The following is a 7,790-nucleotide window of genomic DNA, read 5'->3' as shown; positions in this document are numbered from 1 at the left end:
GGCTAACAATCAGATTTGCTGCCGCTCGGTGCTGCGCACCTCACGATTACTTGCACCTTCGCCGCCCAAACCCTGGCTCATGCTTCCGCCCCGCCGTTGGCGGGGCTCCGCCTTCGCTTCGGGCTATCGCAAATCCGGGCGGTATCAACGGTCCCAGGCCGGCTACACTTTACTCATAGTACAAAAACCCCTAACGTCAATAAAGGAGGAAACCCGGATGAAAAAACTGATCTTCGGCCTGCTGGCCGCGGCCGTCATTTTCGGAGGCAGCAACCTGGTTTGGGCCGTAAACAGGCCCGGCCCGGAGGATCCGCTTCCCCATTTACGCCTGAATCCCGGCAGTCCGCAGCCTGAACACGGCCGCTGGTTCGGGCCCCAAGACCCCAGGATGCGGTGTCTCCGGCCAGGCGAACGGCAAGCTGGAGATGACACCCCTGATGCGGGCAGACTACTCCCTCACGGGCGTAAACGCCATAGTCAACAAGCCGGGCAGGTGCTGCCCAAACCAATCGATAAGGGGTTGATAAAGAACGACTTTCTGGTGAACGACGATACCACTGGCGGCTATCCCGACCAATCTGAGCCGGCGGCGGCCATGCTGGCAAACGGCGGCCTGGCGGTAGTATGGAACGATTACCGCAGCGGCTGGGACTATAATATCTTCAGCCGCCTCTACGATCCTTCAGGCAATCCGGTCGGACCGGATTGCCTGGTAAACGAGTTCACCGGCAGCAGCTGCTCTGACCCAGCCATTGCCGCCTGGGCCGGCGGTATAGTCGTGGTCTGGCGGGATTACCGCAACGGAAACTATGACATCTACTGCCAGCGCTATGGTTCGACAGGCTCACCATTAGGAGCGAACTTCAAGGTGAACGACGATGTTGGGACTGCTGATCAATACTATCCCAGCGTTTCGGCAACGGATAGCGGAATAGTAGTAGCCTGGATGGATTACCGCAACGGGACGAATTACGATATCTACTGCCAGCGCTATGATGCCGGGGGCTTGCCAATAGGCGCGAACTTCATCGTCAACGACGATGCCGGGACTGCTAATCAATCCCGGCCCAGCGTTTCGGCAACGGACAGCGGCATAGCCGTGGCCTGGTATGATTACCGCAACGGGAATGCGGACATCTACTGCCAGCGCTATGGTTCGACAGGCTCACCATTAGGAGCGAACTTCAAGGTGAACGACGATGTCGGGACTGCTGGTCAATACCAGCCCAGCGTTTCGGCAACGGATAGCGGAATAGTAGTGGCCTGGATGGATTCCCGCAACGGGACGAATTACGATATCTACTGCCAGCGCTATGACGCGGCAGGCACGCTCATAGGCGGCAAACTTCATCGTCAACGACGATGCCGGGACTGCTACTCAACGCAACCCCAGCGTTGCCCTGTCGCCGGACGGCCAGAAACTTGTGGTAACCTGGGAGGACTACCGGTACGACCCGTCGGGCAATATTTCAGCCATAATGGCCCAGGTCTATCAAATGGGCGTCCCGGTGGGAGGCAATGTTGTGGTCAATGACCAGGTCCTGGCTAACCGGTATGTTTACGGCGGCCGGAATGCAGCTTGCAACAACGACCGGATACTGTTCGCCTGGGAGGACAACCGCCGGCTAAAGGGCATGGACGTTTACGCCAAGCTGACCGACTGGGACCTGCAGCACATAGAGGCCGAGCCTCCGGTTATCTCATATATAGACTCATTGCCGGACGACGATGCTGCGCCCTACGGTCCTTACCCGGTGAAAGCGGCGGTAACGGACAACCAGGCCCTGGCCTGGGTAAGGTTGGTCTATCAGCTTAACGGCGGCAGTCCGGACACTCTGGGAATGCTATCCGGCACGGCTGATACCTTTGAGGTTTCCATACCCGTGCAGGCAGTGGCCGTGAACGAGACCCTGACCATCAACTATCGGGCAATAGCCCAGGACTCCAGCCTGAACAAGGTCGGCTCTATACAGTACAGCTTCAAGGCCATCGGGCCTATGGGCGTGGCGGGCAGGCCGGAAACGTCTTTGCCGGCGGTCTATGCTTTGGGCAATGCCTGTCCCAACCCGTCAAGGGGGCGGACGGTCTTCAGTTATCAGCTCCCCCGGGCCTCCAACGTCAGCTTAAAGGTATATAACATAGCCGGCCAGCTTATCAAGACATTCAACGAAGGGCAAAAGCCGGCCGGGTATCACCAAATAAACTGGAACAATCATAACCTATTGGCAGGGGTATACTTTTACCGGCTGCAGGCCGGGGACTTCAGCGCCATAAAGAAGATGATAGCGGTAAAATAACGCCCAAGACCGCCGAATACAAAAGCCCCCCGATATATCGGGGGGCTTTATATTGTAAACTTATCGTAACTGTTCAGGCATTGATTGAAAAGGATGTATTCGTCAACCATTATTGCCACGCTTGCGTGCCGTAGCACTTCAGCGCGCAGGCACGACCTTCAGGTCGTGGCAGGCAATTATGTTAAATCCGGTAGGCTTCCTCCTCCGCTAAAGCGGAGTTTACCCCGTTACAAAACGGGGGCGGATAAATTAGCCCCAGCGAAGCTCAGGATATGAATTCACCATAGGGGGTTGAAACCCCAAGAGATATTTTACCGATCTTTCAGCCACGAGCTGAAGCTCATGGCAATTGAAATAGAAAAATCAGGGTAAAGATTGACACTTTTTACCAGGGCCTGAACAGTTACCATTTTTCGTTCACATTTTTCTGCCGGCACCCCCTTGACAACCGTGGCCTTTACCTTTATAATAAAAATACATATAGCTGAATAGTCGCGAAAATTCAGATAACCTTTCGATCAAAACTACTTTGAAGGGAAACATGCTCAGCGAACTGCAGATCACCCAGGTCATCACCAAGGAATTGGGCTTACAGCCGTTTCAGGTCGGCAACACTTTGGAGCTGTTCGGGGAAGGGGCCACCATCCCCTTCATCGCCCGGTACCGCAAGGAGAAGACCGGCCTGCTGGACGAGGTCCAGATCCGCGACATCCGCGACCGCTTTGATTACATCAAGGAACTGGACGAACGCAAAAGCGCCATCCTGAAAAGCATCGAGGAACAGGGCAAACTCACCGATGAGCTAAAGGCCAAGATCGAGGCCTGCCTGGTCAAGCAGGAACTGGAAGATCTTTACCTGCCATATAAGCTCAAGCGAAAAACCAAGGGCATGGTGGCCAAGGAAAAGGGTCTGGAGCCCCTGGCCCTGGAGCTTTGGCTGCAAGCCGAAAGCCTGGCGCCCCAGGCGGCTGCCGAAAAATACATCAACCCGGAACTGGGGATCAACAGCGCCAAGGACGCTCTGGACGGGGCCAGGTACATCATAGCGGAGCTGATCTCCGACGACGCCGAGGTCCGCAAGTTCCTAAGGGAGATCACCATGGCCAAGGGGATCCTGACCTCCCAGGTCAACGACGAGTTCAAAGAGCAGAAAACTAAGTTCAACCAGTATTACGAATTCAAGGAGCCGTTGAAGTTGATTCCCTCGCACCGCTATCTGGCCATCATGCGGGGAGAGAACGAGGAAGCGCTTACGGCCAAGGTGGAGGCCCCGACCGAAGAGATCAACGGCTACCTGCTGGGGAAATTCATCAAGGACAATTCCTTCGCCCAGTTCCAGTATTTAAGCGAAGTGATAGGCTTTGCCTATCGCATCTACTTGAACACTTCTATCGAGACGGAACTGCGCTCGGAGATCAAGGAAAAATCCGACGCCGAGGCCATCCGGGTGTTCGCCGAGAACCTAAAGAATCTTTTGCTGGCCCCGCCGGCCGGCTCCAAGGCCATCATGGGCATAGACCCCGGGCTGCGCACCGGCTGCAAGATCGCCGTGGTGGACCAGACCGGGAAATTCATGGAGTATGTCACCATCTTCCCCCACAGCTCATCTTCCCAAAAACAGGAGGCGGCCAGGACCCTGGCCGCTTTGGCCAGAAAATATAAGTTGGAACTGGCCTCCATCGGCAATGGCACCGCTTCCCGGGAGACCGACCAGTTTGTCCGGGAGGTGATCGGGGAGCACAAGGGTTTCAAGCTCCAGCCGGTGGTGGTCAACGAATCCGGGGCCTCGGTTTACTCGGCCTCGGACCTGGCCCGGGAGGAATTCCCGGATCTGGACGTTTCGGTGCGGGGGGCCATCTCCATCGCCCGGAGATTGCAGGACCCGCTGGCCGAGTTAGTGAAGATAGACCCCAAGTCCATCGGGGTGGGCCAGTACCAGCATGACGTCAACCAGCCCAAGCTCAGGCAGTCGTTGCACGAGACGGTGGAATCCTGCGTTAATTTCGTGGGGGTGGACCTGAACACCGCCTCCTATTCGCTGCTGTCCTATGTTTCCGGCTTAAGCGAGGCCCTGGCCAAGAACATCGTCAAGCACCGGGACGAGCAGGGCGCTTTCAAGAACCGGAAGGAACTTCTCAAAGTAACCCGGCTGGGGCCAAAGGCCTTTGAGCAGGCGGCGGGTTTTTTGCGGATCAGGGACGGGGCGGACCCGCTGGACAATTCGGCCGTGCATCCCGAGAGCTATGCAATCGTCAAACAGATGGCCAATGATATAAAAACCAAAGTGGCGGCGTTGGTGGGCGATCCTCTGCTGGCCGGACAGATAGACATTAAAAAATATGTCACCGACCAGGTGGGGCTGCCCACCCTGAATGACATCCTATCTGAACTGAAAAAACCAGGACGCGATCCCCGGGACAAATTCGAGCCGGCCAATTTTAAGGACGGGGTCACCGAGATCAAACACCTTAAGCCGGACATGATGTTGGAGGGGGTGGTCACCAACGTGGCCAATTTCGGGGCCTTCGTGGACATCGGGATCCACCAGGACGGGCTGGTTCACATCTCGCAGCTGGCCAATAAATATGTGAGGGACCCCAAGGAGGTGGTCAAGGTCGGGCAGAGGGTCAAGGTGAGAGTGCTGGAAATAGACCTGGAGCGGAAAAGGATCGCCCTGTCCATGAAGGAAATCAATGATACTATCCAGATATAACCGACGCTTGCTGTTCTTCGGCTTACGTCGGGCATATCGTATGGCTGCAAGCCATATCAACTGGGGCAAGGTTTGCACTAAGAAGGGATAGACTTGCAGACATTATATAATAGGTCAATATAATAGCCTGTAATGGGTTGGCCGCCTGGGTAAATACGCCATAACAATATCTGCACTTAATGATTATCCCATCTATTCAGGAAAGAATTATATAGTTGCCACTGAAAAAGACCCCTTTTCCCGCGAAAAACGCGAAAAACACGAAAACTCAGAAAATCCATAACCTATTGATCACAAAATATGTTAAAGTAATATTCTGAATTCAACATTTCGCGCTTTTTCGAGTGTTTAGCGGGTTTTTCAGGAAGAACTATATAGAGAGTTGGAGGTTCTAAACTCAACCCCTTCACTTCCCCTTCTCTTGCATCATGTTAGCCCGAATTTGTCTAAGAGAAGGGGACAGAGGGGATGAGTTCCAAAGTGGCCGGTGGCCGATGTTCCTGAACCAAGGGGATAATCATTCTGCACTTTTTAAATCTTAAAAAATTGTATGATGTAATAAGAATTTTATTATTTTGGGCATTGAACCAAGAGAAATCATTTAACTTAGGCGTTGCAAAATAACAACTTGCCTGAAGTTGAAAACAGAAAAATAAAGCGCAATTATAAAATGCTACGACGGCATAATGGAACAAAAAATGCACTACAATTTTGCATGTCTTTTGAAAGGATAAAATCGTAAGTAAGCCCTACAGGCAAAACGCCAACAAAATAATCGGGTGATCGGCGATGGAAATAGATGAATTATTGAAATCTATCAGGCTGGCCATCCAGCTGGAGAGTGAGGCGGCGCTGTATTACAAACAGGCCGCCTTAAAGACCAATGATGAATTGGCCCGTGTCGTCTTGATGCAGTTTTCCCAAGATGAGGAAAAGCACCGCCGGATGCTGGAATACGCGGTGGAGAAATATTATCTCCAGAGCGGGAGGTTCGATTTTCCCGAAATCAGCCCGCCCGTCGACTACGGAAAAGATCAACTCAGTCCGTTGTATTCCAAGAAACTGGCTGAGCTGGCCGGTGAACCGGAGCCGGTCTTGTCCGCGGTAAAGAAATTCGCCGAAGCGGAACGTAAGGCTATATTGCTTTACCGTAAGCTGGCCGACAGCAAGCAGGAAGAGAATTTCCGGAAATTCTTTATCGCCCTGGCCGAATGGGAGGAAAGGCATTTGGCCGCGTTGGAAAAGCAGGCCATGTTTTTTGAGGGCGGCTGAAGCCGGCCGGCGGACGCCGTCGGCTATAGCCTTTGGCACCGGACGATGAAAGATCTTGGATTATTGGGATAAGGAGGAATGAAAATGTGGAACCCAATTATCGGCGAAAACGCCGGCAAAATATGGCAAGTGTTGTCCGAAAAAGGAACGGTCAGTATTACCGTCCTCAAAAAGGAAACCAAATTGGACGACAACTGGCTTTATTTAGGGTTGGGCTGGCTGGCCCGGGAGGATAAAATGGCTTTTATTTTGGAAGGCCGGCAGGTCAAAGTGGCTTTAAAAGAATAACCAATCTTTTAAGGCCCTGTTTGTTTTTAGGGCCTTTGGCAACCGGCGGCAAAGTCAATCGCGTTTTAAAAATTACGGTTGCGGCGTCCGCTTGCGCTTTCTTGTTCGGCTTCTTCAAGTGCCGTAGCTTTCGCTTACGCTACATGCTTGCCTACCCTTGGGGGCCGTCCGCTTAGGCTTTATATTATGGCTTCCTCGTGCCTGCACGCTGTAGTAGCTATTAATAGTGGCTGTTTCGGCGCGCAAGCGTGCCTGCACGCTGTAGTAGCTATTCATAGCAGCTGTTTCGGCACGCAAGCGTGTGCCAAAGCTTTAGCGGAGGCACTAGCTTTAGCGAAGGCCTCAGCGGGGGCGCCTAGCGGAGGCGCTCAGCTTGCGCCCGGAACTGAAACTTTAACCTTCATTTGGGAGGGCGGCGATGGTTTTAAAAGAAGAGATAATTGGGGAAATAGAGGAGCGGGTTAAAAACGCCAATGTGATCGCCTATCATGTCTGGTACATCGGCACAGCCGATTCGCCTCCCAATTGCAAAACGCTTTACGATTCTCCTAATATTTTATTCTGGCAGGCAGAATCGCCGGAAATTGCCTTGAAAATCAAAGAACTATTTTTACATAAAGGCATGAAGGAGGCTTACGGCGTGGAAGGGAAAAAACCGGAGTATGTGTTCATATTTTGAAAGGGCCTGACATGAAATGGGCAAGATGCAACAACGGCGAATGGCCCAGGCTGTATTCGGTGGAATTGGAATGGGATTGTTATGCTGGGCTGGAGGCCGTTTATATCGTGTTTTACCAGCGCGAAACGCTATTGCTTAAAACTGCCCGCTATCAGGCGATCATGGTGGGGCAGGGGCCAATTAAACAAACGATTCTGGAGTTAAGGCAAGACATGGCGATGTCAAAATATAAAGAACGCAACCCTTTCATCACTTGGGCCGAATTGAACCTTTTATTGAGAGACGGGGTGCAGAAGTATTTGTTTGGCATTTTAAAGCCGGAGCTTGGGCCAAACCCGCCCTCGGCGAGAGCGGTGGTGTTTTACCCGCCCTTTGACATTTTCAACGAGCCGGACGATGGAAGATCTTGGATTATTGGGAACGGATAATTGTGATTTGGGTTATGATTGCCGGGCTGCGCGGCGTAATATTTTCAACTCTTTATAAGGAGGAATGAAAATGTGGAACCCAATTATCGGCGAAAACGCCGGCAAAATATGGC

General features: G+C 52.7%; 7 protein-coding genes. All 7 read left to right on the top strand.

The genetic code is table 11. The annotated features are described in order from the left end of the window. Nucleotides 1-217 precede the first annotated feature (217 nt). On the top strand, nucleotides 218-1,534 hold the full coding sequence (locus tag HY768_03915) for a hypothetical protein (GenBank protein ID MBI4726362.1): 1,317 nt from the start codon (nucleotides 218-220) through the stop codon (nucleotides 1,532-1,534). Next, nucleotides 1,425-2,297, top strand: a complete 873-nt coding sequence (locus HY768_03910) for a T9SS type A sorting domain-containing protein (GenBank protein MBI4726361.1) — start codon at nucleotides 1,425-1,427, stop codon at nucleotides 2,295-2,297. Before HY768_03915 ends, HY768_03910 begins: the two co-directional genes overlap by 110 nt. Nucleotides 2,298-2,838: 541 nt before the next feature. Continuing rightward, nucleotides 2,839-5,010: an RNA-binding transcriptional accessory protein gene (locus tag HY768_03905; protein MBI4726360.1), complete on the top strand. Its 2,172-nt coding sequence runs from the start codon at nucleotides 2,839-2,841 to the stop codon at nucleotides 5,008-5,010. Nucleotides 5,011-5,799: 789 nt separating this feature from the next. Next, nucleotides 5,800-6,282: a ferritin family protein gene (locus tag HY768_03900; GenBank protein MBI4726359.1), complete on the top strand. Its 483-nt coding sequence runs from the start codon at nucleotides 5,800-5,802 to the stop codon at nucleotides 6,280-6,282. An 84-nt stretch (nucleotides 6,283-6,366) separates the two neighbouring features. Then, entirely contained in the window at nucleotides 6,367-6,570 is a 204-nt protein-coding gene (locus tag HY768_03895; GenBank protein ID MBI4726358.1) for a winged helix-turn-helix domain-containing protein, read from the top strand. A gap of 418 nt (nucleotides 6,571-6,988) precedes the next feature. After that, nucleotides 6,989-7,249 carry a hypothetical protein gene (locus HY768_03890; protein MBI4726357.1) on the top strand — a complete coding sequence of 87 codons (261 nt, stop codon included), beginning with the start codon at nucleotides 6,989-6,991 and terminating at the stop codon, nucleotides 7,247-7,249. Nucleotides 7,250-7,260: 11 nt separating this feature from the next. Continuing rightward, nucleotides 7,261-7,677, top strand: a complete 417-nt coding sequence (locus HY768_03885) for a hypothetical protein (GenBank protein ID MBI4726356.1) — start codon at nucleotides 7,261-7,263, stop codon at nucleotides 7,675-7,677. Nucleotides 7,678-7,790 lie beyond the last annotated feature (113 nt).

This window comes from candidate division TA06 bacterium (assembly GCA_016208585.1).
Taxonomy (GTDB): Bacteria; Edwardsbacteria; AC1; order AC1; family EtOH8; genus UBA5202.
Note: the sequence above shows the minus strand (reverse complement) of the source record. Positions and strands in the feature narration are given on the sequence as shown.

Excerpts from the sequence above, each read along its gene's own strand:
- HY768_03890 (MBI4726357.1), top strand. The coding sequence starts at position 6,989 with ATGGTTTTAAAAGAAGAGATAATTGGGGAAATAGAGGAGCGGGTTAAA.
- HY768_03915 (MBI4726362.1), top strand. The coding sequence starts at position 218 with ATGAAAAAACTGATCTTCGGCCTGCTGGCCGCGGCCGTCATTTTCGGA.
- HY768_03895 (MBI4726358.1), top strand. The coding sequence starts at position 6,367 with ATGTGGAACCCAATTATCGGCGAAAACGCCGGCAAAATATGGCAAGTG.
- HY768_03905 (MBI4726360.1), top strand. The coding sequence starts at position 2,839 with ATGCTCAGCGAACTGCAGATCACCCAGGTCATCACCAAGGAATTGGGC.
- HY768_03900 (MBI4726359.1), top strand. The coding sequence starts at position 5,800 with ATGGAAATAGATGAATTATTGAAATCTATCAGGCTGGCCATCCAGCTG.
- HY768_03885 (MBI4726356.1), top strand. The coding sequence starts at position 7,261 with ATGAAATGGGCAAGATGCAACAACGGCGAATGGCCCAGGCTGTATTCG.